Source organism: Marinobacter koreensis (genome assembly GCF_023156285.1).
Lineage (GTDB): Bacteria > Pseudomonadota > Gammaproteobacteria > Pseudomonadales > Oleiphilaceae > Marinobacter > Marinobacter koreensis.
Genome location: NZ_JAKZAJ010000001.1, coordinates 699011 through 724570 on the forward strand (window position 1 = coordinate 699011; position 25560 = coordinate 724570).

The window sequence follows — 25560 nt, forward strand, 5'->3', positions numbered from 1 at the left end:
GCTCACTCAAGCTTGAAGGTGGCGCTGACCGAGGCTTCGATTTCCTGTGGTCCCACGCTGCCGACGGTGTCCTTGACGGCCCGGGATTCGGCCATCATCACGGGCATCGGACGGAAGCCACCGTTGACGGTCATGGTGACCACCTCTCCGCATTGCTGGTTCAGCTGGCGCGCCACAAACTCACACTGACGGCGGGCGTCCGCGATGGCTTTGCGAAGCGCTTCCTGCTTGAGGCTGTCCGGGTCGGAATGGAAGAACTGGTTCGGACTCAGGTGGTACTCCAGGCCGAGCGATTGTGCCTTCTCGAGAATCGGGTTCAGCAATTTCAGGTCCTGAATGCTGAAACTCACCGTCTGATTGGCAACGGCTACCTGTGTGGGATCTTCATTTCGCTCGACCGGAGGGCGAGTTCGGGTATACAGGCTCAGGCGTGCATCGCTGTAGTCCCGGAACTGACTCCGCCACTTTTCGGTCTGTTGTCGCCACTGCGCAATGGTGGCGTGGACCTGCTCGGCGGCCTCTGTGGTGGTGGCGGCTTCTGCATTGGCGGTGAACTGCAGATTGGCGCTGTCCGGTTCGTAGCGCACGGATCCTTCACCGGTCAGGGACAATTCTCCGGCCATGGCCGATGTGGTGGCCAGGGCAAGTGTCAGTCCGGCAACCAGTCCCGGGGAACTCCTTCGTTGTATCTTCATGGCGTGATCTCCTTCAGCCAGAGGGGGTTTGATCGTTGTTTTCCGGCTCGAGCCGGGTGCGCTTGAAAGCCCGGGCAGCGTCGACGAATTCACGGAAGATCCGCCGATGGCCACCGTGGTAGAGCAAGTATTCCGGATGCCACTGAACGCCCATCAGCCATTGGCGACCGGTATTTTCGAAGGCCTGCACGAAGAGATCGTTGTCCACGGCGACCACCCTGAGGTTTCGTCCCAGGCGTTTGATGGCCTGGCTGTGAATCCGGTTGGCCCCGATCACGGGTGCTTTCATCAGACGACTGAGCCGTGTGCCGGCCACCACCTTCACCGTTTGCAGGGGCAGCAGCAGCGGGCGATGACGGGTGTTTACCCTCAACGGTGTGACGTTCTGGCACAAAGATCCGCCGTGAAACACATTGATGAACTGGGCGCCCCGACAGATTCCCATTACCGGGATGCCGAGCGCTTCGGCATCGTTCAGCAGCCGTCGGTCTGTTGCGTCCCGGCGGCGATCGTAACGGGCTGTCACCTGGGGTTGCTGGCCGTAATTCGATGGGTGAACGTGGGTTCCTCCCGACAGAATCAGGCCATCAAGGAGGCTGACGTCGACGGTGGAGCCTGGCCGAATATAGAAGGTGCCGGCTCCCTGCATCCGGAGGCCGAGGCTGATCAGCCGATGGGCAAGGCCGCGGTGGGCGGGTCCGCTGATGCCGATCGTCAGCCCGGGTGTGTCGGTCTCCTGCTCAGACATAGCCTTTGTCACTCAGCCACTGGGACGTCATTTCCGGCCAGCTGTGAGTCAGGTTGTAAAAACTGAATTTCTGGCTGTCGCGGAAGGCCGCGCGGAGTTCCGCCAGATGTTCCGCATGGTTGGCGATCTGTTCAACCACAACCCAGTCGTTCCAGACATTCGAAAAATGCCATTCGGGGTTGCCGATGTCACAGTCGGGTAGTCGGTAATGCAGCGTCGGACGGCTCTTGATCCTGGGGTCCTGGACATACTGGTCCAGAAGCGCCTTGTCCAGATGAGCGAACAGGGGAAGCAGGTCAAGCGCCCGGTTTCGGGTCGGGTTGAGCTCCAGGTAGTCGCGCATCAGTGATTCCCGATCCGGCGCATAGTCATCCGCCATGATCTGCTCGGAGTAGCGACTGTGCCAGGGCTCTATGTAGGTGGTGAACTTCCGGCTGATGTCGAGTTGGTGTCTGGACTTCAGCCAGTCGTAAAGTGCGGCAAACGCCTGGAGGTACCGCACGATGGTCCCCGCCTCAAGATCCGGCAACTCCGGGTTCAGTTGCAGTCCAAAGGCAAAGTAGATGGCTTCCCGGCTGCCCTGGGCGCCGGCCAGATGGAGTGAATCCACCAGTGATTCCACCTCCTGCAGGCGCGAGAACGGGATGGCCGGTGTTACCACCTCCAGCGGGACGATGCGCTCGGCCGCAGCATCGATAACGCCCATGGCCTGTCCGCCGATCTCCCGGATGGATTCGGGCAGTCGTTCATCGGTCAGGTCCAGTTCCTTGATCGGGTCGGAATCCAGTTCGATGGCAAAGGTTCCGAGTTCGGTTGTCACCCGGGAGACGTAACGGGCCTCCGACTCGGCCGGGGTCTGGAGCAGTTGCGATACCAGGTCGACCAGATCCCGGTATCCAAGGCCGGAGAGTTCGACCTCGACGCCCACACGGCGTTCCTCACCGGTGTGGGTTGTTTGTACGTCCGGCAACCTGCAGGTGTCGGCGTTTGGCATAGGATTCCCGCCCTTCGGTCCATGGTCCGGACACCATAGCATACCCGGCGAGAGGGCAGCCCTCCGGCGCAGGTTACAAATTTTGAGTTCCGCGACTTTACACTGGATAAAACACTGTATATAGTTCGATTACTGTATAAAAAAACAGGCTCTGTCCGGCTCGGTAACGTCCGGCTCAGGGCCCAGTCGGAGTTCCCGAATGAAGCTAACAGCAAGGCAATCCCAGGTACTCGACATCATCCGGCGATACCTTGATGAAACCGGATATCCGCCGACACGTGCGGAAATTGCGGCGGAACTCGGCTTTCGCTCGGCAAATGCAGCGGAAGAACATCTCAGGGCGCTGGCCCGCAAAGGAGCCATCGAAATGGTTCCCGGTGCCAGTCGGGGCATCCGGTTGCCCGAAGCCGAGGAGGATCTCGGTTTGCCCGTTATCGGTCAGGTCGCCGCTGGCAGTCCGATTCTTGCCCAGGAGCATATCGAGGATCACTGCACGCTTCAGCCGGACTTCTTCTCACCCTCAGCGGACTATCTCCTTCGTGTCCGGGGGATGAGTATGAAGGATATCGGAATCCTGGATGGTGACCTGCTCGCGGTGCACAGCACTCAGGACGTCCACAATGGGCAGGTAGTCGTCGCAAGAATAGGCGATGAAGTGACGGTCAAGCGGTTCCGGCGGGAAGGCAGCAAGGTCTATCTCATCGCCGAAAACGAGGAGTTCGATCCGATCGAAGTGGATCTGGCTGAACAGGAACTGTTTATCGAAGGCCTGGGTGTCGGTGTAATCCGGCGTTCGGACCTGCACTGAATCAAAGCGTGACCAGTCGAAGCGGGTGAAATATGGAACAGCTGAGCTTTAATCAGAATCTGGCATACCATCAGGGCGCTCTGGCGGGCACAGTTGCTGGCCCGACTGGCACGGATCGCAGGTCCGTACTCCGGGCGCGCAGGGTCAGAGAGGTGCAGCCCGCTGAGGTTGCCGGTAATGTCACGGAAATCATCCTGCCTGAGGGGCAAGTCGAGAATTTTCAGCTTTTGCTGCCAATGTTGACGCAGCTGAATCAGGAGAAACGCTGGCTTGCGTGGATTGATCCGCCGCAGGCGCTGGTCAGCAAGTGGCAGAAAATGCATGGAATCGTGGCGGGCGAACTTCTTATTCTGAGGTCGACCAGCGAGCTACCAGCCCAGCGACTTGCCGAGCGCGCTCTGAAAGCGGGCACCTGCCATGCCGTCGTTCTCTGGACGCAAAAGCTGAGCAGGGCAGGGTTTGAATCGCTTCAGCGGGCTTCGGCTGAGGGTAAAAGTCACGGAGTGGTATTGCGACAGCGGTAAGCGCTGGCTGAGGCCACGGTGCCCGCCGGTCAGTCATGTCAGTGCAGAGTGTACGACGGTTGCGGGTCAATCGCCTCGATATCGTCCTCTTCCCAATCGATGTCGTGGGCAACGTTGCCGACGGCTTCGATGCCTGCGGCGATCATCGCCTTGGCAACATTCATGTCGCGATCTTCCATCATTTCCCGCGCTTCCTCGGAAAAGGAAATTTTCACCAGCGGGGCGCTGTCGTCATCGACGCGACGAAGCGCATAGTCTCCATTGCTCAGTTGTACGATCTCGAAAAAAGATGGTGACATTCGGTAAACCTGTCTGTTGTTGGGGCCTGTGAACGTGCAGCGCTGAAGGCTTTACCATTCGCTGTGCTGTTCGTTAAGGGCCTCGGCAAAGTGTCTGAGCGCCTCCAGGGTCTTCATCAACCCGGAGGGTGATCGGTCGGGTCCCGGCTCCGCTGCGACAGCAATGATGTTTTCATCACTGACGGTTTTGCGGGTAACCGGTGGGTGGCCCTGGCTGTACTCAAGTTGATCCAGATGACTCCACCAACTACCGGGCTGGGCGGCCAGCTCCGCGAGCCGTTGGACGTCCTGATTTTCCGGACCGGTTAACGTCTGCAACTGACTCAGTGATTCGGGTTGTGCATGGCGATGCTGGTACAGATTCGCAACCAGTACCAACAGTAGTTGCCGTCCCCGCAGCATCAATTCCACAGCCCCTTGAGTCGCTGCCTCGCGATTCAGGGCTTTCTCTGCCTCCGTCATGCTCTCCCCGGTTCCGAAACGGGACCCTGGTTCAAGCTGGCCTAATAACGTTTGCGCCAGGAACAGCTTTTGGGAAACCAGCGAATACCACTGAGAGGCCATGGACTACCTGAGGTCAAGAAACAAAGTTGGAGAAGCAGATCGTCAGTAAACCTCGAATGATATCATTTTCAGTGAGAAATTTCTGCACCTGACGGCAATTTCATCCGTCAGCTTCACAAGAAGATACAAACAAACGCTTGAAACGACCGTTTGAATTTGGCAAAAAGCGGACCGTCCTATCAAAACTCAAGAGGTGTCGGTCATGCGAAGTCAGATCTCGACGGGTCTTTTGGCAATGTTGTTCGGGTTCTCGGGTGCGGCGATGTCTGCCGTTCAACCGTCAGAGGCTGCCAGACTCGGGAACGACCTGACCCCGGTCGGAGCGGAGCGGAGCGGAAATGCGTCGGGCGCCATCCCGGAGTGGCAGGGTGGTCTCAGGCAACCGCCTCAGGGTTGGAAGTCGGGTACGATTGAAACGGACCCATTCCCCGAAGACGAACCCCTGTTCGTGATTACCCGGGACAATATGGATCTCTACAAGTCAAAACTGACCGACGGGCACCGGCGGATGCTGGAGAAGTACGGTCCTGACTTTTTCATGCCGATCTACCAGACCCGGAGAACGGCGGCGTTCCCGGACATTGTCTACAAGAAATCCATGGAGAATGCCCGGACCGCGGAGCTGCTCGAGAACGGGAATGGCGTTCGCAACACGATCATGACCAGCCCCTTTCCAATTCCGAAGAGCGGCCTGGAGGTCATCTGGAACCATATCCTGCGTTACCGGGGCCAGGAAGTGGCGTTCCGAAGTGCATCGGCAACGCCACAAGTCGATGGTGCCTATAACCCTGTGGTGAATGATTACGAGTACTTCTTCGCATACAGCAAGAAGGGGGCGGAGCTCCAGGACATCGACAACAAGATTTTCTATCTGAAAACCAACACCGTTGCACCGTCAACGCTGGCCGGAACCATCACGCTGGTGCACGAGACACTGGACCAGGTTCGTTCACCCCGCCTGGCATGGCGATACGATGCGGGCTCACGGCGGCTGCGTCGCTCACCGAATCTGGCTTATGAGACCGATCTTCCCAATTCGTCGTCCCTGCGGTCCGTCGATCAGAAGGACATGTATAACGGGGCGCCTAACCAGTACAACTGGACGCTAAAGGGCAAACGCGAAATCTACGTCCCGTATAACGCTTACCGTCTCCATGAGGCCGGTGTGCGTCCGGCGGATGTTATCCGGCCCCAACACGTTAACCAGGCCCTGACCCGTTATGAGCTGCATCGCGTGTGGGTGGTCGAGGCCAAGCTCAGGACCGGGATCAGTCATATCTATTCCCGCAGGGTCTTCTATGTGGACGAGGACAGCTGGCAGATTCTGGTGTCTGAAGAATACGACGATGCCGGCAAGCTCTGGCGTGTATCCGAAGCCCACAACATCAGCTATTACAGTGAACCTGTGTTCTGGACCACGATGGAAATGACCTACGATCTCAAAGCCGGTCGTTACTACATCGATGGTCTGGACGAAGGTTTCCCCCCTTACGATTTCAGTCCGGGATTCCGCAGCACCGAATTCTCCGCGTCGGCGGCGCGTCGGGCGGCCCGCCGTTAAGGGCGGGGCCGGGGCGCTTGTACCTCCCGCCCCGGCCTGCCATCATTCACGATGACTGAATGACGGAGACTGTGTAATGGCCGATTCCCCTGTTCACTTCGAGCACCTCGATCAGCTTCTGGCTGACCTGGGCAAAGCGTTGGCGCGGGAAGACTGGGAGGAGTTGGCCCGACTGAACGCTTCCGTCAAGCCGACAGTGGAACCGCTGATGGTCGCCCTGGAGGCCGGTGAAGTCGAAGCCGACCCGGTCAGGCAGCGTCTGGAGGAGTTGCAACAGTTTGTTGACGCGGCGAATGAAAGTGCCACCCGGGCTCGCGCCAGAGCGGAATCCGAACTGCGCGACGTCACCCGAAACCGCAGTGCGGCCCGTGCTTATCAGAATGTTTCGTCCGATCGGATCAAATAGCGTCATAAAATTGACTCGCGGAGCCTGACAGTCTTAAATACCGCACAAATCCCCAAAGAGATTTCCGTGAATGTCCAAAAATAACAAAGTGCTGGTGTTGAGTACGGATGACTCAAGACGGCGCGATATGGTGACCATTCTTGAGTTCATAGGTGAAGAAGAGATCTTCGCAGGCGATGACGCCCGGGAACTGCTTGCGGCAGACGATACCGAGGCACTTGCCGACATCGCGGTCGCCATCGTTAACGGCGAAGAGCCGGAGGGGGTTCGCCACGTCGCCCATCTGTGCAATCAGGTTGAGGGCGTGCCGGTCCTGATGGTGGGTGATCCGGACATCTCCGAGTTGTCCGCTGATCAGGCGAGCCGGATCATTGCCCGGCTGGAATGGCCCCTGAATTACACCAAGTTTGTTGACTCGCTCTATCGGGCGCAGATTTTTCGGGACCAGTTTGATCGCAGCCGTGACCGCGGCCAGCAGCGAGGCGTCCAGTTATTCCGGAGTCTGGTGGGAACCAGCCGAAAGGTACAGCAGGTTCGTCAGCTGATGGAGCAGGTGGCCGACAAGGACGTCAGTGTTCTGATCACCGGCGAGTCGGGTACTGGTAAAGAGGTGGTGGCTCGCAATCTGCACTATCACTCGTCCCGTCGTGACAGACCGTTCGTCCCGGTTAACTGTGGTGCCATTCCAGCGGAGCTGCTCGAAAGTGAACTGTTCGGCCATGAGAAGGGTGCTTTTACCGGTGCCATCACCGCCCGGGTCGGTCGGTTCGAAATGGCTGAGGGCGGAACACTGTTCCTCGATGAAATTGGTGACATGCCGCTGAACATGCAGGTCAAGATTCTTCGGGTGCTTCAGGAACGGACATTCGAGCGGGTGGGCAGCAATCGTACCCAGAGTGCCGACGTCAGGGTCATTGCGGCCACGCACAAGAATCTCGAAGACATGATCGAGGCCGGAAATTTCCGGGAGGATCTCTACTACCGTCTCAATGTCTTTCCGATTGAAATGCCGTCACTCCGGGAGCGGGTGGAGGATATCCCCCTGTTGATCAACGAACTGATCTCCCGCATGGAGAAGGAGAAGCGGGGATCCTTGCGCCTGAACTCTGCGGCGATCATGAGCCTCTGTCGGCATGACTGGCCGGGAAACGTTCGCGAGCTGGCCAACCTGGTTGAGCGCCTGGCGATCATGCACCCCTATGCGGTTATCGGCGTTCAGGAATTGCCCAAGAAATTCCGTTATGTCGACGACTACGATGAAAATCGACCGGTCGAGGATTCCGGTATGCCATCCGGGATTCCCGGGCTGGTGGGGCTCGATGCGCCGGCCCTGCTGCCGGTAAACGGCATCGATCTCAAGGATTATCTTGCCAACCTGGAAAAGCAGTTGATACAGCAGGCATTGGACGAAGCTGGCGGGGTGGTTGCCCGCGCCGCAGAGAAGCTTCGGATCAGGCGCACCACCCTGGTCGAGAAGGTTCGCAAATACGGCCTTCGAGAGGAAACCGAGGAGTCCTGACGGCTCCCCAAACTCTTGGGATAAAGGCGTCAAAGGTTCGTAACCCTGGGCGCCGCGCCTCTTGAAAAGCGACGAAATATCGTCAACCCCTTCTTTATTGAACTTCCTACCTATTGAAATATAAAGAAAAATAAAACCTGGCACGAAGCTGGCTTTAGTGCTCGCTAACGAATAAATCCGAAGACAACGCCCACGATGGGGCGGGTCAGGAGAGCGAGCGTATGAATCATTCCCAATTTGCAATGGAATCCGATATCCGGGATTCGCATGGCAATGCCGCAGCTGACGTGAATGACAAGGTCACGGCCCTGTTTCCAGAGCAGGGCGATGAGGCGGTGGATTCCGCACTCAAGCTGTTCAACCGGATGTCCCAGCAGATTACCGATTCCTACCGTACGCTCGAGTCCCGCGTGAACCAGTTGTCTGGTGAGCTGACCCAGGAATCTCTTCAGCGCCAGCAGGAACTGGAAGAGAAGGAGCGCCTTGCAGACAGGCTTTCCACGTTGCTGACTGCTCTGCCCGCAGGCGTCGTAGTGCTGGACAGCCAGGGCGTGGTGAGCCAGACCAATCCGGCGGCCGTGTCGCTGTTGGGCGAGCCCCTGGAGGGGGAGCGGTGGATCGATGTCATTCAGCGTTGCTTTGCACCAAGGCGGGATGATGGTCATGAGGTGTCATTGAAAGACGGCCGGCGCGTCAGTATCGAGATCCGGACCATGGAGAATCAGCCCGGGCAGCTGATACTGCTGACCGACCTGACAGAAACCCGACAGTTGCAGTCCCAGCTTGCGCATGCCCAGCGTTTGTCCGCCATGGGCAAGATGGTCGCGTCGCTGGCACATCAGATCCGGACGCCGCTGTCGGCGGCCATCCTCTACGGCGGCCATCTGAGTGAACAGGAACTGGATGAAGAGATGCGGCAGCGCTGTGCATCGCGTCTGATGTCCCGATTGACTCACCTGGAACAACAGGTGCGTGACATGCTGATTTTCGCCCGAGGCGAAACCCGGTTGGCCGAAGAGCTCTCTGCGGGGACGCTCGTGACCGCGCTCAGTTCTGCCATGGAATCCCTGCGTACAGCCACTGGCGTCTCCGTGTCTCTGGATGATCGACTCGATGGAGAGCCCCGGCTGATGTGCAACCGCGATGCGCTGGTGGGTGCCTGTACAAATCTGATCAATAACAGTCTGGAGGCAGGCGCCACTCGAGTTAGCGTGGAACTGGCGTCCACCGGTCGCGAGTTGAGCATTCGTGTGGCAGATAACGGTCCGGGCTTCGATGAGGCCGACGCGGAGCGTTTGATGGAGGCTTTCTACACCACCAAATTCCATGGCACGGGCCTGGGGCTTGCTGTTGTCCAGGCAGTGACAAAGGCACACCAGGGGCGGTTTTCCATTGCTCCGGGCAAAGACGGCGGCGCGGTTGCGACACTGTGCCTGCCACTGTTGAAGAATTAGGACTGATCGGAGGCGACCATGGCGAAGGCCCAGATTCTGATTGTTGAAGACGACCATGACCTGCGTGAGGCGCTGGTAACCACCCTTGAGCTGGCGCGCTTTCGGGTTCGTGAAGCTGCAAACGCCGAAGAGGCTCTGGCCCGGCTCGCGGAATCGCCTGTCGACATGGTCGTCAGTGATGTGAATATGCCTGGTTTGTCCGGCCACGAGTTGCTTCGGGAGGTGCAGAGGCTGTATCCCGGACTTCCCATGATGTTGATTACCGCCTATGGCCAGATCAGCCATGCGGTATCGGCCATGCAATCGGGTGCGATCGATTATCTGGTCAAACCGTTCGAGCCACAGGTTCTCGTCGAGGCGGTAACCCGGGTCGTCGGTGGCCAGCGACAGAAAGCCGGCGATGAGCCGGTGGCGGAAGATCCTGTCAGCAAGCGCATGTTCCAGTTGGCAACGAAAGTGGCGCAGTCCGAATCGACGGTCATGATTTCCGGGGAAAGCGGCACCGGTAAAGAAGTGCTGGCCCGTTACATCCACCAGCAGTCCCCCCGCGCCGGTCAGCCGTTTGTTGCGATCAATTGCGCAGCCATTCCTGAAAACATGTTGGAGGCTATCCTGTTTGGCCACGAGAAGGGCGCCTTCACGGGGGCGGTCGCCTCGTCCCCGGGCAAATTCGAGCAGGCGAACGGCGGTACGATCCTGCTGGACGAAATCTCGGAAATGGACCTGGGGCTGCAGTCCAAGCTGCTGCGGGTGCTTCAGGAGCGGGAAGTGGAACGGGTCGGCGGTCGCAAGACCATTTCCCTGGATGTCCGGGTGATTGCCACGACCAACCGCGATCTTGCGGATTACGTCCGGGAAGGAAAATTTCGCGAGGACCTCTATTACCGGCTGACCGTGTTCCCGATGCACTGGCAACCGCTGCGGGAGCGTCCGCTTGACGTCATGCCGCTGGCCAATTCCCTGTTGCGCAAGCATTGCCAGAAAATGAAGCTGACCGGTATCAGCTTTGCGCCCGATGCCCGTAATGCGCTGACCCAGCACCAATGGCCCGGGAATGTCAGGGAGCTGGATAATGCGATCCAGCGGGCGCTGGTTCTGCACCAGGGCAATGTCATTCACGCCGGAGACCTCTGTCTTGAACTTGGCATTACCGGCAGGCCGGATTTGAGCGCCAGTCCGGCCGCTGTTTCCGAATATTCGTCTTCCGGGGCGGCACCCATGGGGCAGCCACTTGAGTCCCCTGCGGAGACGGCAGTCCAGGCCGATAGTGACGAGGACTTTGCCGCCGGCTCACTGGGCGATGATCTGCGGCAGCAGGAGTTCCGTATAATCATCCAGACGTTGAAGAAAGAGCGCGGACGTCGTAATCGCGCGGCAGAGCAGCTGGGCATCAGCCCTCGGACCCTTCGATACAAGCTGGCTCAGATGCGCGATGCCGGGATCGATCTGGATGCCGAACTGGCTACGGCCTGATAGTCTCCAACCCACTCCTTGTTGGCACCCTTTCGGGTGCCATTTTTTTATCTTCTCCTGCCCGCCCGGGCCCGGATGATGACCGGTCTCTGTCAAAACTCCGACGCAGGTTTATGTTCAAACCCTTGCGTGCTCGTTAAAGTATTGAAAATAATAAAAATATGTAATCTGGCCTGGTCATTGCTTTCCGTCTGGTAATTGTCCGATAAAGGAAACGGCGTTACCCACACAGCGGGGCCGGGAGAGAGTTATGGTTCAACGTGCCGACATCAACAACGTTCTGTCTGAAATTCGAAACCTGCGTTCTCAGATGATGCAGAATCAGCGGGTTGAGATGGATCAGTCGGTGCGCGGTCGCATTGATCGTCCGCGCCAGGTGGACGAAACCGGAGAGGTTCCGAGTTTCAGCGATATGCTTGGCAATGCAGTCAATAACGTCAACGAACTGCAGCAGAACGCCAGTGAGCTTCGCTCGGCCTATGAAATGGGCGACCCCAACGTCGATATCACGCGAGTCATGATTGCCTCGCAGAAGTCCTCGGTTTCCTTTGAAGCGTTGACACAGGTGCGCAACCGGGTGGTCAAGGCGTACGAAGACATCATGAACATGCCGATCTGATAACGGAGCACAGACATGGCCAGCGTACCTGCAGAAACCGCCCAGACCAATGTGCCCGCATCCCGCGAGGAGGACTCGCCGGAGAGCCGCAGTGATCTTATGATGGGCTTCAACCGCCTCAACCTGCTTCGCCAGATCGGCTTGATGGTGGGGCTCGCGGCCAGTGTTGCCCTGGGCGTTGCTGTTGTTCTCTGGGCTCAGGAGCCGAATTACCAGCCGGTGGTGGGCGATCTGTCTTCCTACAACCCCCAGGACGTGACGTCGATTCTCGAAAGCAACGGTATCGACTACAAAATGGATCCCCGTAGCGGCGCGCTGCTGGTGCCGTCGGACCAGGTTTACGACGCCCGCCTGAAGCTGGCAGCGGAAGGGGTCACCGACCAGAAGGCGATGGGCTATGAGCTGCTCGATCAGGAGCGGGGGCTGGGCACGTCCCAGTTCATGGAGACCATCAGTTACCGTCGGGGCCTGGAGGGCGAACTGGCCCGCACTATAGGCGCCATGCGTGGTGTCCGTGGCGCCCGGGTTCATCTTGCCATTCCCGAACGGTCAGTCTTTATCCGGGACGCCCGGGAACCCTCTGCCTCTGTATTCCTCGAAGTGTTCGGTGGGCGCCGCCCGGGCCAGGAACAGATTGATGCCATCGTCAATCTGGTGGCCGGCAGTATACCCATGATGAACAAGGACAATGTCACGGTCGTAGACCAGAACGGCAACCTTCTGACCGGCAAGGAAGACGGCAGCAATACCGCTCGGATGAAGGATCAGTATGAGTACACTTCCAGGGTGGAAGAGCGGCTGAGCCAGCGAGTGGCGTCACTGATCGGTCCTATTGTCGGTGACGGCCGTTTCCGTACCGAAGTCTCCGCGGATCTGGATTTTTCATCCCGGGAGCAGGCCCAGGAGCTTTACAATCCGGATCAGAAAGCCGTCCGCAGTGAGCGGGAACTGACCGAGCGTCGCGCGCCCGGCAGCGGCCCCCAGGGCATCCCCGGTGCGCTCTCCAATCAGCCCCCCGGCAACGCCACGGTACCCCAGCAGACCAACGCCGGGAACGGCCAGCAAAACCAGCAGCAGGGCCAGCAGAATCAGCAGGGTCAACAGGCCCAGCAGCCTCTGGATGTGCGTCAGGAGGCTACCCGCAATTACGAAATGGATCGCACGGTCAGCTATCATCGGCAGGAGCAGGGCCGGATCAAACGGCTCACCGTGGCGCTCGCAGTGGATGACATGAAAGTGGTGGATCCGGACACCGGTGCGGTCAGCTACCAGCCGTGGCCGGAACAGGAGCTGCAGCGTCTGAACATGCTGGTGCGTGATGCCGTGGGCTATTCTGCGGCGCGGGGAGACAGCGTGACGGTCATGAATACAGCCTTTGCTCCCGAAGAGGACGTCCAGATCGAGACGCCGGCCTTCTGGCAGCAGCCATGGTTCTGGGATCTGATGAAGCAGGTGCTGGCGGGTCTGGTCATTCTGGTGCTCGTCCTCGGCCTGCTCCGTCCGACACTGAAGTCACTCTCCGGTGGCGGTCGTCGTGAGCGCGGTGGCGGAGACGAATCGGGCTACGGCGAACTGGATAACATCGAAGGCGGAGACGCCCTCCGGCAGGCCATGACTTCAGACGATGAACTTCTTTTGCCGGGCGCGACCGACAGCTATGATAGGCAGTTGAATGCATTGAAAGGCCTGATTGCGGAAGACCCGGCCAGGGTCGCCCAGGTCATGCGCCAATGGGTGAATGTGGATGACTGACCAAGCCAATCAGGGCGGCGACGCCCCGAGCAAACCGCAGCGCAAGATTCCCCGGGTGGAGCAGGCAGCCATCCTGTTGATGTCGCTGGGTGAAGCAGACGCGGCCGAAGTGCTCAAGCACATGGGGCCGAAAGAGGTCCAGCGGGTTGGCGTGGCCATGGCCCAGATGCGGGACGTCAGCAAGGACGATGTGACCTTTGTTCTGAACCAGTTTGTCGATGCCGTCGGCGGACAGACCGGGCTTGGTGTGGGCAACGACGACTATATTCGCGCCATGCTGACCCAGGCACTGGGCGACGACAAGGCGGCCAGCCTGATTGATCGCATCCTGATCGGTGGCAACACCACCGGTCTGGATACGCTCAAGTGGATGGAGCCCCGTGCCGTCGGCGATATCATCCGATACGAACATCCCCAGATCCAGGCCATTGTTATCTCGTACCTGGATCCGGACCAGGCCGCGGAAATCCTTGGCACCCTGGACGAGAAGGTGCGGCTGGACGTGATGATGCGGGTTGCTTCGCTCGAAAGTATCCAGCCCCAGGCATTGCAGGAGCTGAATGATATCCTTGAGAAACAGTTCTCCGGTGGCTCGGCTGCCCAGACCAGCCGGATTGGCGGGGTCAAACGTGCGGCGGACATCATGAACTTCATGGATCGGTCGATCGAAGGCAATCTGATGGATTCGATCAAGGACATGGATCCGGATCTGGCCTCCACCATCGAAGATCTGATGTTCGTCTTCGACAACCTCAAGGACGTGGACGACCGGGGCATCCAGGCCCTGCTGCGGGAAGTGTCCTCCGAGGTGCTGGTGGTAGCACTCAAGGGCTCCGATGAAAGCGTCAAGGAGAAGATCTTCAAGAACATGTCCAAGCGTGCGGCAGAACTGCTTCAGGACGACCTGGAGGCGAAAGGGCCGGTCCGTGTCAGTGAGGTCGAAGCGGCCCAGAAAGACATTATTACCATTGCCCGCCGTATGGCCGAAGCCGGTGAAATCACCCTCGGCGGTGCCGGCGAAGAAATGATGTAATGAAAGGTTCCCAGAAAGATCTTCATCGTATTCCCAAGGAAAAGCTGACCGCCTATGAACGGTGGGAATTGCCCCTGCTTGATGAAAAGGGCAACGAGGTTCCCCGTGAAGAGGAACGGAACGTCAAACCGCTGACGGCTTCAGACCTCAAGGAGATTCGTGAAGCTGCCCGGGAGGACGGATTCCGGGAGGGACGGGAAACCGGCTACCGGGAAGGGCACGCCGAGGGGTTCGAGCAGGGTCGGGCGGAAGGCCGCGAGACCGGTCTTTCGGAGGGCCGCGAAGAGGGGCGTTCCACCGGGCTTGAAGACACCCGGAAAGAGGTGGACGCCAAGCTGGATCGTCTGGAGCATTTGCTGGCCGAACTCTTGCTCCCGATCCGACGCCATGAAGATGAAATTGAGACGGCTCTTGTGAATCTGACAACCGTGCTGGCCCGGGCCGTCGTGTACCGGGAGTTGTCTATCGATTCTTCCCAGATCCAACAGGTCGTTCGGCGGGCGCTCGATTCCCTGCCATCCACGGCCGATGCGGTTCGCATTCACATACACCCGGACGATTCGGAACTGGTCGAGGAGGTTGCTGGCCGTCTGGATACGCCGGCTTCCGTGGTTGAGGATGAGACGGTTCTGCCCGGTGGCTGCCGGGTCGAGACCCGGCACAGTCTCGTGGATTTTACCGTGGAGAAACGCTTCCAGCGGGCGGTGCAGGACATGCTGGACCAGCAACTCGGTGAGGGCGAGGCCGTCGACGCGGAAGAGCTGGATTCGCTGATGGGCGATCTGACCGATTTCCACCGGGATGTCCTCAGCGGCTCGGCGGGCGAAGTCGAGCCGGATGCACCGTCGGCCGGTGAGCAGGAGGAAGGTGACAATGACGTCCCGCCTGGCTGAGCGACTGGACCGGCTGAAAGAGTTTGTCGGCTCCGAGCCGGAGCCCGAGCTGTCCGGCCGCCTGACGCGCATGGTGGGCCTGACGCTGGAATGCGTCGGCTGTCCGATGGTCGTCGGAGATCGCTGCGTTATTCAGGGCCAGGGCCTCGGCAGCGTTGAGGCGGAGGTCGTCGGCTTTGAAGACGAAAAAGTATACCTGATGCCGCTAACCGCCATTGATGGCCTCAAGCCCGGCGCCCGGGTGATTCCACTGTCGGCCGCCAGTCGGGTTCCGGTCGGCCCGCAAATGCTCGGGCGGGTCCTTGACGGCAGCGGTGAGCCCCTGGACGGGAAAGGTCCGTTACACGCGGAAGCCCGCGTGCCTCTCTCAGGCGAGATCATCAACCCTCTTAATCGTGCACCGGTGCGCCAGTCCATGGATGTCGGCATTCGGGCGATCAATGCCCTCATGACCGTGGGCCAGGGGCAGCGGCTGGGCCTGTTTGCCGGCAGTGGTGTTGGTAAAAGTATGCTGCTGGGCATGATGACCCGGTTTACCGACGCCGACATCACGGTTGTTGGCCTGATCGGTGAGCGGGGCCGTGAGGTCAAGGAATTCATCGAGGATATTCTCGGAGATGAGGGATTGTCCCGCTCCGTCGTGGTGGCGTCACCGGCGGATGATTCGCCCCTGATGCGGCTCCGCGCCGCCATGCTGACCACCCGCATTGCTGAATATTATCGGGACCAGGGCAAACGGGTCCTGCTCCTGATGGATTCGTTGACCCGTTATGCCCAGGCGCAGCGGGAAATCGCGTTGGCGGTGGGTGAGCCTCCCGCCACCAAAGGCTATCCACCCTCGGTGTTTGCCAAGTTGCCGCAACTGGTCGAGAGAACCGGTAATGGCCGCCCGGGCGGCGGCTCGATCACGGCTTTCTATACGGTCCTGACCGAAGGCGACGATCAGCAGGATCCGATTGCCGACGCGGCGCGCGCGATACTCGACGGTCACATTGTGTTGTCCCGCCGGCTCGCCGAAGAAGGGCATTATCCGGCGATCGATGTGGAGGCCTCGATCAGTCGGGTGATGCCGCAGGTGACCGAAACCGAGCACTTTTCCCGAGCCCAGCGTTTCAAGCAGGTCTATTCCCGTTACCAGCAGGCCCGGGACCTGATCAGCGTGGGTGCCTACGTGAAGGGCTCGGATCCTGAAACCGACTTTGCGATCCAGCACATGCCCAATATGCGCCAGTTCCTGCAGCAGGGCCTGAATGAACGCTCGCCACTGCGGGACAGCATTGAGCAGCTGCTGGCGGTGGTGCCGGAGCGCCGCTCCCCCGACAGGCGTCGGGATGCCGTGCCTAATCCTTCAGCCGGCCAGGGGACTGAATGATGCTGCGATCCGAGCGGTTGCAGGTGGTTCTGACCGTTGAAGAGCGGAAGGAGCAGGCGGCGCTCGAACGAATGGGCGAGGCTCGCAAACAGGTGGATCAGCACCAGGAACAGTTGGCAAACCTGAACCAGTACCAGGACGAGTACCGGCAGCAGATGCGGCAGAGCCAGCAGGGAGCGATTGCCGTGACCCGCCTGCAGGCCTGGCAGGCGTTCATCGCCCAGCTGGACCAGGTGATTCGGCATCAGGAGCAGCAACTGGCCCAGGCCAGGGAGCTGTTCGAAGCGCGTCGGAAAGACTGGCACGAAGCCTGGGAGCGTCGCCGGGGCATGGAGAAATACATCGAGAGCTGCCGGCAACAGGAGGCCCGTGAGCGTGACGCCCGCGAACAGAAGGCCGCTGACGAAGCTGCCGGTCGGGCGTTTGCCCGACGTCATCGCTGACTTGCGGGGTCTTGTCCGGCTTGGCAGGCCAAAGCGTCCAACCTTGGCTATCCTTAAGCGAGAGACATCGGGATCGCGGCTTCGATACAATGGTCGCAGGAACCCTTCCGCTTGCTTTTGGAGGTTGTGTGAATGTCTATACAGACGCGTCTTGCAGATGATGGCGAAACGCTGGTGATCAGCATTGAAGGCCGCTTTGATTTCAGTACCCACCAGGCTTTCCGTGACGCCTATGAACACGGCGAGTCTGGAGTCCACCGCTATGTCGTCGATCTGACCGACACCACCTATCTGGACAGCTCTGCTCTGGGAATGTTGCTTCTGTTACGGGATTACGCCGGCGGCGACAGTGCCCGGATATCCATTGAGAACTGCAACAGCGACGTCCGTCGAATTCTCTCCATCTCCAATTTCGAGCAGCTGTTCGCAATCAAGTGAGCGACGATTCGCTGCGAGTGCTCATTGCCGATGATAGCGGGACGGATCGGTTGATCCTGAAAAGCCTGCTAAAACGGATCGGGCACGAGGTGCTTGAAGCCGCCGATGGCCTTGAAGCGGTGGCCATATTCCAGCGGGAACAGCCGGATATCGTATTGCTTGATGCCTTGATGCCCCAGATGGACGGCATGGAGGCCGCCCGTCATATCAAGGCCCTCTCGGGAGAGCGGATGGTGCCCCTGATCTTTCTGACCTCACTCAATGAGGCCGAAGATCTGGCGCGTTGCCTTGAGGCCGGAGGGGATGACTTTCTCACCAAGCCATACAACCGGGTGATTATTGAAGCCAAGATCCACGCATTTGGCCGCATGCAGCGAATGCACGACACACTCTCCCGCCAGCGGGATATGATCCACGATCGTAATCAGCATTTGCTGGAAGAGCAGACCATTGCCAAGCGTGTGTTTGATAATGTTGCTCACACGGGTTGTCTGAATGCGCCCAACATTCGTTACCACGCGTCACCTCTTTCGATCTTCAATGGCGATGTCCTGTTTGCCTCCCCAAGGCCTGACGGTGGCATGCTGGTGTTCCTTGGGGATTTCACCGGGCATGGCCTCCCGGCTGCGATCGGCGCCATGCCGGTGGCGGAGATTTTCTACGGCATGGCCAGCAAAGGCTTCGGCGCGGCGGATATCCTGAAGGAAATCAATCGGAAACTGGGGCGCATTCTGCCAACCGGACGGTTCTGTTGCGGGGCGATGGCGGAAGCCGATTTCAAGTTGGGACAGCTCAAGGTCTGGAACGGCGGCCTCCCGGAGCTGTGGCTGATCGGTTCACAGGGTGAACCCCTGGCGTGTTCCTCACGGTTTTTGCCATTGGGCATTCTGCCGCCTGAACGTTTTGACAGCAGCCTGGAAACCCTGCAGGCGCGGGATGGCGATTATCTGCTGATGATGACGGACGGACTGCTTGAGCGTCAGAACGCAGAGGGTGAGCTGTTCGGCGAAGCAGGAGTCCGGCGCACGCTTCGGCAAAGACCGGAGGCGGGGCACCCGTTCGACGCGATGTTGGAGGGCGTGGAAGCCTTTAGCAAGGGGGCAAGGGAATCGGACGATCTGACGCTTTTCTGTCTGGAAATGTCAGGAAATCCGGGGTTGGCTACGCTTCCCGAATCGGCTAGTTCTTCTGCCCTGGCTGGCCCGACCGAATGGCGTTGTGACTACGAAATCCGTGAGCAGACCCTGGGGGAATTCAGTCCGTTACCACTGCTATTGCACATCTGCATGGAGGTACCCGGGCTACGGGCCAGAAGTGGCGAGATCTATACGCTGTTGTCGGAGATCTACAACAACGCGCTGGAGCATGGCATCCTGGCCTTGCCTTCGGAATGGAAGCACAGCCGGGACGGATTTGAGCAATATTACGCGGAGCGGCAACGACGGCTCAAAACCGTCGGGGATCATTTCATCCGTTTCAGCCTGCACCACACCCGGAAACCCTGGGGAGGTCAGCTGCGTGTTATTTGTGAAGACAGTGGTCCCGGTTTTGATTTCAGCCGTCATCCTGTATTGGAGAGCGATGAACGTCATGCGGACTGGCCCCGTTATGCCGGTCGCGGCCTCTTCCTCTTGAAACGGCTGACCAAAAACATCACATTTCACGGTAAAGGTAACCGTGTGGAAATCGTGTACGATTGGAGGCTACCGGTCGCAGAATCCGACGATGGACCCGCCACGGATCCGGGCAAACAGAGGCAATGACCCAAGGGGGTTAGGAATGACCGATAAATCGCACCTCGATGAAGAAGCGCTCGCCGAACTTCAGGATGTCATGGAGGACGAGTTCGAGGTCCTGATCCAGACCTACGTCAGCGACTCTCGGGAGCGCATTGCCGCACTGAAACGTGCCCTGGAACATCAGGACGCCGACGCGTTCGCCAAAACGGCCCACAGTTTCAAGGGAAGTTGTATCAACATTGGTGCTCCGAGGCTTGGCGAACTCTGCCTTGAGGCCGAGCAGGCAGGCAAGTCGGAGGACCTGACCGGGGCCGATGCGATCATCCAGCGCATTGAGGAAGAGTTCAGGACCGTGTCCGAGATGCTCGGGGAACTCCTGGTTCGATAGGATTCCGCGGCGGGCCGAGATGCGCTCATTGTGGCATCGCTTTTGCAGAATACGGTCAGAAGCTGACCCAACTCTGAAAAGCGGCAAGAGGTTGCCATGCCACAAATGGTACTCCCACAAGCCCTGGGCACTGACCAGGCGCAGGATACATCGCCGGCCAAAGCCGGATCTGCGCGGAAAGCCGACGGCGGCGAAAGCCGGTTTGACTCGGTCTCTCGCGCAGAACAGCGACGCATGGATTCGAAACACAGCGAATCCCGCGAAACCTCCCACCCCTCAGACGCCGATGAGCGGGCCAACGGGGACCAAGATTCCGTCGTAGACGGCAAATCCGACAGTCAGGCTCCCGAGAAAGCCACCGGCAAGGATCGAGAAGCGTCATCCGGCGATAGCGAGGACACCCGCGCAGCCTCCGCTTCCGCGAAAAAGGGAGAGGTCGACAAAACCGAGGTCGACCAGCCGGATGCACCCATTACCTTTGCGGACCTCCAGGCATTATTGACGTCATCTGACAAGAAAGCGATCGGATCTGCCGCGGCTGCCAATGGCCAGGCTGCTGCCGGAGTGGGGCAGAGCTTTTCCGCCCTGGTACCACCGGGTATGTCTGCCGATGGTAATGCCGGAACTCTCACGCCCGGGGCGCTCCTGAAAGGTTCCGCGGGTGCCGGAGGGACGAGCCTTGCAGATCTCGTCGGTAACGCATTCAAGGCTGAAAAGTCCGGCGCTTCCGATTCCGGTAACCTGGCCTCCGGCCTTCGCTTCCAGGGGGTGATGGATCTTGCCGCCCAGCAGTCCCAGCACTCCCAGGCGTCACAGGGGAGCAACGGAGTTCGTGTTCCCGCTGAAGCGGCAGTCCCGCTCCGCAGCTACTCGACATCCGTCGATGTCCCGGTCGGGCACGCGGAATGGGGGGATAAAGTCGTCGGTAAACTCAGCTGGTTGACCGCCAGGAATATGTCGGTGGCCGAGATCCATCTGACGCCGCCGGATATGGGGCCAATGGAAGTCAAGGTCCGGGTGCATCATGACCAGGCCACAATCACCGTGCATTCTGCGAACCCTGTGGTTCGTGACCAACTGGAAATGAACTCCCACCGGCTCCGTGACATGCTGAGTGACCAGGGGCTGTCGCTGGCGCAGTTTGATGTCTCCGACCAGGCCGGTCAGCAGCCCGGTGGCGAGGCATCGGCGGACGGTGATCGTGACGGTTCTTCAGCGCCCGGAGGCGGTCTTCTGGACGGAGAAGCGGTGGATTCGGAGCAGAGCATCGGAGCGCTGGATCTGAGTTGGAAAGGCGAAGTGGATATTTTCGCCTGATTTGAGGATGTCTCGCGTCCGGTAGAATTCCTTTCCGCTTCAAACTCCTTTGCCCATCCTTCCCGGCAACGCTAAACTGCTGTTTCATGAGGGGAGGATGGGGTTTCTGGCCCGTCCCTTGCTTCTTGTCCTGTAAAGTCATCAAAACCGGCCGTCCCTGACGGAATTCTGACAAAGCGACGATTATGGCTGAAAATACGGCGTCCGATGGCGCACCCGCCAAGAAAGGCAAGCTGAAACTGATCATTCTGATCACCGTGGTGCTGATCCTTGCGATCGGGCTTTCCGTTGCCGGCACGCTCTGGTTTCTGGGGGACGGTCTTCCGGGAAGCGACAGCGAGGAGTCCGCTCCCGCCGAGGAGGCGTTCGTCCCGAGCTCCTACGTCGATATCGAAAAGCCTCTGGTCACGACCGTCCAGGCCGAAGGTCGGCAACGGTATGCCCAGGTATTTGTGTCACTGTCGGCAACGGATCCGGAGGCACTGGCAGCGGCGGAGTTGCACATGCCGTTGATTCGCAGCCAGCTGGTGATGGTCCTGAGCAGTAGCCAGTTCATGGAGTTGCAGACGCCGGAAGGCCGTCGTGGTCTGGCGGAAAAAATGCTCGCGACGGTTAACCAGGTACTCGAACAGGAAGGTAAACCCGCCATCGACGGCGTTCTGTTCAGAAATTTTGTGGTGCAATAGGGCCCGTTAGCGGGCAAGGCATTCAAGCGGCAGGAACAGTTATGCAGGACTTACTGTCACAGGACGAGATCGACGCGCTTCTCCACGGTGTGGACGATGGCGACATCGATACCTACGAAGAGACCGACGATACAGGGATCAAGTCTTACGATCTCTCCAGTCAGGATCGCATCGTCCGTGGTCGGATGCCGACGCTGGAGATGATCAACGAGCGATTTGCCCGCTATACCCGGATCAGCCTGTTCAACCTGTTACGCCGAAACGCCGATGTCTCCACCGGTGGCGTGCAAATCATGAAGTTCGGCGAGTACATCCATACCCTCTATGTGCCGACCAGTCTCAATCTGTGCAAGGTTCGCCCCCTGCGGGGTACCTCGCTGTTCGTGCTGGATGCCAAACTGGTCTTCAAGCTCGTGGACAACTTCTTTGGTGGCGAGGGGCGCCATGCCAAGATCGAGGGTCGTGAGTTTACGCCCACGGAGACCCGCATCGTTCAGATGGTGCTGGATCAGGTGTTTCACGATATGGCCGAAGCCTGGCACGCGGTGCTGAAGGTGGACTTCGAATACCTCAGTTCGGAAGTGAATCCCGCGATGGCGAACATCGTCAGCCCGAGTGAAGTGGTGGTCGTAAGCACCTTTCATATCGAGCTGGACGGTGGCGGCGGAGAACTCCACTTTGCGCTTCCGTACTCGATGATCGAGCCGATCCGCGATGTCCTGGATGCAGGGGTTCAGAGCGATATCGACGATGTCGACGAGCGTTGGGTCAATGCGCTCCAGGAAGACGTCAAGGATGTGAACGTGCCGGTGAACGCGAATGTTTGCCGCCGCCGGATTTCACTGCGGGAGGTCGCCAGGATGAAAGAGGGTGACATCATTCCGGTGGAGATTCCCGAATACCTGACGGTGACCGCCAACGGAATTCCGATCTACACGGCAACTCTCGGAACCCGCGACGGAAAACTGGCGCTCAGGATTCAAGATAAGGCAACGAAGCCGAAGGTCAAAAAGCAATTCAAGGTGGGTCGACATGGCTGAAGACGATAAAGATAAAAAAGACGAACAGGAACTCAGCGAAGACGAAAAGTTGGCCGCCGAGTGGGAAGCGGCGATGGAAGAATCCGGCGATGGCGACAGTGTCAGCGAAGACGACTGGGCGTCTGCAATGGCTGAGGCTGAGTCTTCGGAAGAGGAAGAAAAGCCGGAGGATAACGTCCGGGCAGCCCCCATGGAGGAGTTTGACGAGGTCAGTCAGCCATCGCTCGACGGGTCTTCGCCAGACCTGGATGTCATTCTGGATATACCGGTGACCATCTCCATGGAAGTGGGGAACACCCAGATTGCTATCCGTAACCTGTTGCAACTGAACCAGGGCTCGGTGATCGAACTGGACCGGCTGGCGGGTGAACCGCTGGATGTGCTGGTCAACGGTACGCTGATTGCCCATGGTGAGGTGGTCATGGTCAACGAAAAGTTCGGTATCCGGCTGACTGACGTCATCAGTCCGGGCGAACGCATCAAGCGTCTCCAGAAGTAACATGCGCGCACTTGTCTGGCTGTCGCTGTGCGCGCTGTCCCTGTCGGCCCGGGCCCAGGAAGCCGGTGTGGATCCGGACCAGCCGGTAACCCGTGCACCGGATACCCTGGCAACCATGGTGAGCCTGGGGCTCGGGCTGGCGGCGGTGATCGCAATCATCTACGGTTGTGCCTGGCTGATTCGCCGGATGAACGGCATGACCGGCATGAACAACAACGCGATCAAGGTGGTCTCGGTGATGGCCATTGGCGCACGGGAACGCCTGGCATTGATCGAAGTTGGCGGACAACAGATCCTGTTGGGTATCACGCCGTCCGCTATCCGGACCCTGCACGTTTTCGACGAGCCCGTGGTGGATTCCGCCAACCCTCCGTCGGGCGACTTCGCCCGCCGCCTGCAGGGTATGATCGGTAAATCCTGGAACCCGTCCCACAAGGAATAACCGAGGCGATGACGTTTTCCCTCCTGAAACGAATGCTGCCCATTCTGGTACCGTTACTCGGTGTGTTGTGGGCCCCCCTGGCCCATGCCCAGGCGATTCCCGGTATTCCGGCGGTGACCATGACGCCGGGCGAGGGCGACGGAACCCAGGAATATTCCGTCACCCTGCAGATTCTGGCGTTGATGACGGCGCTGACCTTCCTGCCGGCCATGCTGATGATGATGACGTCCTTCACCCGCATCATCGTGGTGTTCGCCATCCTGCGCCAGGCGCTCGGGCTGCAGGCAACGCCCTCGAACCAGATCCTTCTGGGGCTGGCGCTGTTCCTGAGTATCTTTATCATGAAGCCGGTTCTTGAAGAGGCCAACCAGGTTGCTCTCCAGCCCTATCTTCAGGAGCAGGTGACCTCCATTGAGGCCGTGAAGCTCGCCAGCGAGCCGTTCCGGAAATTCATGATGGCGCAGACCCGGGAAGACGATCTGGCCCTGTTCATGCGAATGGCGGACGTAAAATACGACACGCCTGAAGACGTGTCTTTCTGGGTGCTCATGCCGGCCTTTGTGACCAGCGAACTGAAAACCGCCTTCCAGATCGGGTTCATACTGTTCATTCCGTTCCTCATCATCGACATGGTGGTGGCCAGTGTCCTCATGGCGATGGGCATGATGATGCTCTCGCCCATCATCATCTCGCTTCCGTTCAAAATCATGCTGTTTGTGCTGGTGGATGGCTGGGCCCTGATCATGGGCACTCTCGCCGCCAGTTACGGGCTCTAGAGGAGGTGCCATGACGCCGGAAACCGTAATCGACATTCTCCGGGAAGCACTCTGGATGATTGTCATGCTGTCATCGGTGATCATCGGCCCGGGGCTGGTGGTCGGTCTGATCGTCAGTACCTTTCAGGCCGCGACCCAGATCAACGAGCAGACGCTGAGCTTCCTGCCGCGTCTGCTGGTGACCCTGATCGTGATTATCGTGGCAGGCCCCTGGATGCTCACCCAGTTGCTGGATCATGCGCACCGGCTGATTTCCAGCATTCCCTACCTGATCGGCTGACGGATGCTGCCGGCGGAGCTCAGTGCAGACCTGATCGGCCAGTGGGTGGGGCAGCACCTGTGGCCGCTGTTCCGGATTGCTTCCTTTCTGATGGTGATTCCCATCTTTGGTACTCAGCTGGTTCCGGCCCGGGTCCGGCTGGGACTGGCTCTGCTGATGACCATCCTTGTGGTGCCGATGATTCCCGAGGCGCCGGCGGTGGATGCGCTCAGTGCCGATGCGGTGGTTATCACCCTGCAGCAGATTCTCATCGGCATTGGTCTGGGGTTTGCCCTGACGGCCCTGTGGCAGCTGTTCGTTATCGCCGGGCAGATGATCGCCATGCAGATGGGACTTGGGTTTGCGTCCATGGTGGATCCGGCCAACGGCGTTAACGTTCCGGTCCTGTCCCAGATTTACACCATCACCATCACGTTGCTGTTCCTGGCGATGAACGGACACCTGGTGGCACTGGAGGTGTTCGTGGAGAGTTTCCGGACTCTGCCCATCGGAATGGAAGGGCTGGGTCAGGCCGGTGTTTGGGAGCTGGCGCACCGGATCAGCTGGATGTTTGCGTCTGCCATGCTGCTGGCCCTGCCGGCGGTGACTGCGGTTCTGATCGTCAATATTTCGTTCGGTGTCATGACCCGGGCGGCACCCCAGATGAACATCTTCTCCCTCGGCTTTCCAATTGGCCTGATTTTTGGATTGTTTGCTATCTGGGTACTGCACGCCAATTTCCTGCCGCATTTCGAGCAGTATGCCCGGGAGACCTACGATTTCATGCGGCAGTTGCAGGGTGTGCCCTGACCGGTGGAT

Annotated in this window: 29 protein-coding genes; 24 read left to right on the plus strand and 5 right to left on the minus strand. The window is 59.1% G+C overall.

All coding sequences use genetic code 11. From position 1 onward, the window contains the following. Positions 1-2: 2 nt before the first annotated feature. The 3 genes from MLD04_RS03290 to MLD04_RS03300 are packed head-to-tail and all read right to left on the minus strand — an operon-like array spanning position 3 to position 2437. Complete coding sequence (locus MLD04_RS03290; protein WP_248154738.1) at positions 3-695, minus strand: SIMPL domain-containing protein; 693 nt, start codon at positions 693-695, stop codon at positions 3-5. Between the two features lie 13 nt (positions 696-708). Beyond that, positions 709-1443 (minus strand): gamma-glutamyl-gamma-aminobutyrate hydrolase family protein, encoded by a 735-nt coding sequence (locus MLD04_RS03295; RefSeq protein WP_248154740.1) that lies wholly within the window; start codon positions 1441-1443, stop codon positions 709-711. After that, on the minus strand, positions 1436-2437 hold the full coding sequence (locus MLD04_RS03300; protein WP_248154741.1) for an amidoligase family protein: 1002 nt from the start codon (positions 2435-2437) through the stop codon (positions 1436-1438). The genes MLD04_RS03295 and MLD04_RS03300 overlap by 8 nt, the downstream gene beginning before the upstream one ends. Before the next feature lie 199 nt (positions 2438-2636). Here MLD04_RS03300 and lexA point away from each other — a divergent pair, with 199 nt between their 5' ends. Further along, a complete protein-coding gene (lexA, locus tag MLD04_RS03305; protein ID WP_248154743.1) occupies positions 2637-3245 on the plus strand; it encodes a transcriptional repressor LexA in 609 nt (202 codons plus the stop codon). 32 nt (positions 3246-3277) lie between these two features. Next, positions 3278-3769: a cell division inhibitor SulA gene (locus MLD04_RS03310; RefSeq protein ID WP_248154745.1), complete on the plus strand. Its 492-nt coding sequence runs from the start codon at positions 3278-3280 to the stop codon at positions 3767-3769. Between the two features lie 38 nt (positions 3770-3807). On the opposite strand, the gene MLD04_RS03315 is transcribed toward MLD04_RS03310, so the two are convergent. Continuing rightward, positions 3808-4068, minus strand: a complete 261-nt coding sequence (locus MLD04_RS03315; protein WP_248154747.1) for a hypothetical protein — start codon at positions 4066-4068, stop codon at positions 3808-3810. A 51-nt stretch (positions 4069-4119) separates the two neighbouring features. Continuing rightward, complete coding sequence (locus tag MLD04_RS03320; RefSeq protein ID WP_345799600.1) at positions 4120-4632, minus strand: DUF6586 family protein; 513 nt, start codon at positions 4630-4632, stop codon at positions 4120-4122. A 202-nt stretch (positions 4633-4834) separates the two neighbouring features. Between MLD04_RS03320 and MLD04_RS03325 the strand changes: the two genes are divergently transcribed. The 22 genes from MLD04_RS03325 (at position 4835) to fliR (ending at position 25551) form a co-directional block, all read left to right on the plus strand. Beyond that, positions 4835-6193 carry a DUF1329 domain-containing protein gene (locus MLD04_RS03325; RefSeq protein WP_248154751.1) on the plus strand — a complete coding sequence of 453 codons (1359 nt, stop codon included), beginning with the start codon at positions 4835-4837 and terminating at the stop codon, positions 6191-6193. 76 nt (positions 6194-6269) lie between these two features. Further along, positions 6270-6599, plus strand: a complete 330-nt coding sequence (gene fliT / locus MLD04_RS03330) for a flagellar protein FliT (protein WP_248154753.1) — start codon at positions 6270-6272, stop codon at positions 6597-6599. A gap of 70 nt (positions 6600-6669) precedes the next feature. Beyond that, positions 6670-8118, plus strand: coding sequence for a sigma-54 dependent transcriptional regulator (locus MLD04_RS03335; protein WP_248154755.1), 1449 nt, complete (start codon positions 6670-6672; stop codon positions 8116-8118). Between the two features lie 221 nt (positions 8119-8339). Further along, positions 8340-9572 (plus strand): sensor histidine kinase, encoded by a 1233-nt coding sequence (locus MLD04_RS03340; RefSeq protein ID WP_248154757.1) that lies wholly within the window; start codon positions 8340-8342, stop codon positions 9570-9572. A gap of 18 nt (positions 9573-9590) precedes the next feature. After that, positions 9591-11045: a sigma-54-dependent transcriptional regulator gene (locus MLD04_RS03345; protein WP_248154759.1), complete on the plus strand. Its 1455-nt coding sequence runs from the start codon at positions 9591-9593 to the stop codon at positions 11043-11045. Positions 11046-11295: 250 nt separating this feature from the next. Then, the gene (fliE, locus tag MLD04_RS03350) at positions 11296-11664 is read left to right on the plus strand and encodes a flagellar hook-basal body complex protein FliE (protein WP_008938825.1); all 369 of its coding nucleotides are present in this window, start codon (positions 11296-11298) and stop codon (positions 11662-11664) included. 15 nt (positions 11665-11679) lie between these two features. After that, positions 11680-13416, plus strand: a complete 1737-nt coding sequence (fliF, locus tag MLD04_RS03355; RefSeq protein ID WP_248154761.1) for a flagellar basal-body MS-ring/collar protein FliF — start codon at positions 11680-11682, stop codon at positions 13414-13416. Beyond that, a complete protein-coding gene (fliG, locus tag MLD04_RS03360) occupies positions 13409-14449 on the plus strand; it encodes a flagellar motor switch protein FliG (RefSeq protein ID WP_008938823.1) in 1041 nt (346 codons plus the stop codon). Before fliF ends, fliG begins: the two co-directional genes overlap by 8 nt. Further along, positions 14449-15342 (plus strand): flagellar assembly protein FliH, encoded by an 894-nt coding sequence (locus MLD04_RS03365; protein ID WP_248154764.1) that lies wholly within the window; start codon positions 14449-14451, stop codon positions 15340-15342. Before fliG ends, MLD04_RS03365 begins: the two co-directional genes overlap by 1 nt. Further along, positions 15323-16714 (plus strand): flagellar protein export ATPase FliI, encoded by a 1392-nt coding sequence (gene fliI, locus MLD04_RS03370; RefSeq protein ID WP_248154766.1) that lies wholly within the window; start codon positions 15323-15325, stop codon positions 16712-16714. Before MLD04_RS03365 ends, fliI begins: the two co-directional genes overlap by 20 nt. After that, positions 16714-17157: a flagellar export protein FliJ gene (gene fliJ, locus MLD04_RS03375; protein WP_248155393.1), complete on the plus strand. Its 444-nt coding sequence runs from the start codon at positions 16714-16716 to the stop codon at positions 17155-17157. Before fliI ends, fliJ begins: the two co-directional genes overlap by 1 nt. 132 nt (positions 17158-17289) lie before the next feature. Continuing rightward, positions 17290-17595 (plus strand): STAS domain-containing protein, encoded by a 306-nt coding sequence (locus MLD04_RS03380; RefSeq protein WP_008938819.1) that lies wholly within the window; start codon positions 17290-17292, stop codon positions 17593-17595. After that, the gene (locus MLD04_RS03385) at positions 17592-19358 is read left to right on the plus strand and encodes an ATP-binding SpoIIE family protein phosphatase (RefSeq protein WP_248154769.1); all 1767 of its coding nucleotides are present in this window, start codon (positions 17592-17594) and stop codon (positions 19356-19358) included. Before MLD04_RS03380 ends, MLD04_RS03385 begins: the two co-directional genes overlap by 4 nt. Positions 19359-19374: 16 nt before the next feature. Further along, complete coding sequence (locus tag MLD04_RS03390) at positions 19375-19722, plus strand: Hpt domain-containing protein (RefSeq protein WP_248154770.1); 348 nt, start codon at positions 19375-19377, stop codon at positions 19720-19722. A 96-nt stretch (positions 19723-19818) separates the two neighbouring features. Further along, the gene (locus tag MLD04_RS03395; RefSeq protein WP_248154772.1) at positions 19819-21039 is read left to right on the plus strand and encodes a flagellar hook-length control protein FliK; all 1221 of its coding nucleotides are present in this window, start codon (positions 19819-19821) and stop codon (positions 21037-21039) included. 185 nt (positions 21040-21224) lie between these two features. Continuing rightward, a complete protein-coding gene (locus MLD04_RS03400) occupies positions 21225-21725 on the plus strand; it encodes a flagellar basal body-associated FliL family protein (RefSeq protein WP_248154774.1) in 501 nt (166 codons plus the stop codon). Between the two features lie 41 nt (positions 21726-21766). Further along, complete coding sequence (fliM, locus tag MLD04_RS03405; protein WP_248154776.1) at positions 21767-22765, plus strand: flagellar motor switch protein FliM; 999 nt, start codon at positions 21767-21769, stop codon at positions 22763-22765. Beyond that, positions 22758-23264: a flagellar motor switch protein FliN gene (fliN, locus tag MLD04_RS03410; protein ID WP_248154779.1), complete on the plus strand. Its 507-nt coding sequence runs from the start codon at positions 22758-22760 to the stop codon at positions 23262-23264. The genes fliM and fliN overlap by 8 nt, the downstream gene beginning before the upstream one ends. A gap of 1 nt (position 23265) precedes the next feature. Continuing rightward, a complete protein-coding gene (fliO, locus tag MLD04_RS03415) occupies positions 23266-23706 on the plus strand; it encodes a flagellar biosynthetic protein FliO (RefSeq protein WP_248154781.1) in 441 nt (146 codons plus the stop codon). An 8-nt stretch (positions 23707-23714) separates the two neighbouring features. Then, a complete protein-coding gene (gene fliP / locus MLD04_RS03420) occupies positions 23715-24482 on the plus strand; it encodes a flagellar type III secretion system pore protein FliP (RefSeq protein WP_282451714.1) in 768 nt (255 codons plus the stop codon). A 10-nt stretch (positions 24483-24492) separates the two neighbouring features. After that, a complete protein-coding gene (gene fliQ, locus MLD04_RS03425; protein ID WP_008938810.1) occupies positions 24493-24762 on the plus strand; it encodes a flagellar biosynthesis protein FliQ in 270 nt (89 codons plus the stop codon). 3 nt (positions 24763-24765) lie between these two features. Then, positions 24766-25551 (plus strand): flagellar biosynthetic protein FliR, encoded by a 786-nt coding sequence (gene fliR, locus MLD04_RS03430; RefSeq protein WP_248154783.1) that lies wholly within the window; start codon positions 24766-24768, stop codon positions 25549-25551. Positions 25552-25560: the final 9 nt, after the last annotated feature.